Here is a 916-nt window from a genome sequence, read left to right as displayed (position 1 = left end):
GCCGGTCAAAATCAACTTCTGATTTTGACCGGCATTTTCTTTAATAAGAAACAACGTGTTCACTATTTGACGCTTACCTCATGAACAACAAGTTTTGAAAGATTATCAAACCTGTTTACTTGAAGTAGAAAAGACGAGTATGACAAAGAGTTATAAGATGACACTACTTCATTGCATGTTACAGCGAGGTCCAGCCGACTGGTACAAGCACATAACAGCATCAGAAGTAGCCAAATGTTTCTATGATTTCCTATGGGACAAAAAATACCGTCGAGATACCGACTTCACTCCCGCTCAACAAATCAAGTTTTCAAGCTTTGATGAAAAGAAAATTGCCAAGCATATTGAAGATAACCCGATGAAGTTTTGGAGTGGCAAACAAGATAGTATGGTGAGGTTTGAGGATAACTATTTTTGGTTTGATTTTGATGTGGCAGTTGAAGATCAAGAGATTTTATTTCAGTGGACTCGGGAGATTTGTGAGTTTCGGTTGCATTGGTATTTTGAGCGGAAAGAAGATAAACATCTATAAATACAAGATTGGGGCATGCCATTGTAAATTAATGACATGCTCCATCTAATTATATTGACTCCTAAGCCAGACAAATAAGTGAATTTGCATTAGATATGCGTATTAAAAACAAATGAAACTAGTAAAGTCTTATCAATTTTTCTTGTGAAGCGATAATTTATTGGACTGATTAGATGTTTTTAGAATACCAACCTGGCTGATGTTTTGTAGCCCTGCTTCCTTTAGATGTGAAGTGAAAATTATAACCCATATTTGAAAGTGTATTTACAAAAGATTTTAATTTTTCATCTCCAATAATCCAAAAGCTTCCTCCTCGTATATTAGTAGTAAGAGCTCTTTCCGATAGAATTTCCAGTTAGTCCGGACAGCTGGAAGTACTGTCGG

General features: G+C 35.9%; 1 protein-coding gene. It reads left to right on the top strand.

Annotated features, from left to right (window positions below):
* Window positions 1–157: 157 nt before the first annotated feature.
* Window positions 158–532, top strand: coding sequence for a hypothetical protein (locus CF394_RS12075; RefSeq protein WP_094943937.1), 375 nt, complete (start codon window positions 158–160; stop codon window positions 530–532).
* Window positions 533–916: the final 384 nt, after the last annotated feature.

This window comes from Tetzosporium hominis, from assembly GCF_002265435.1.
In the GTDB taxonomy this organism is placed as follows: domain Bacteria; phylum Bacillota; class Bacilli; order Bacillales_A; family Planococcaceae; genus Chryseomicrobium; species Chryseomicrobium hominis.
The sequence above is the reverse complement of the archived record's forward strand: the minus strand, read 5'-3'. Positions and strand labels throughout refer to the sequence as shown.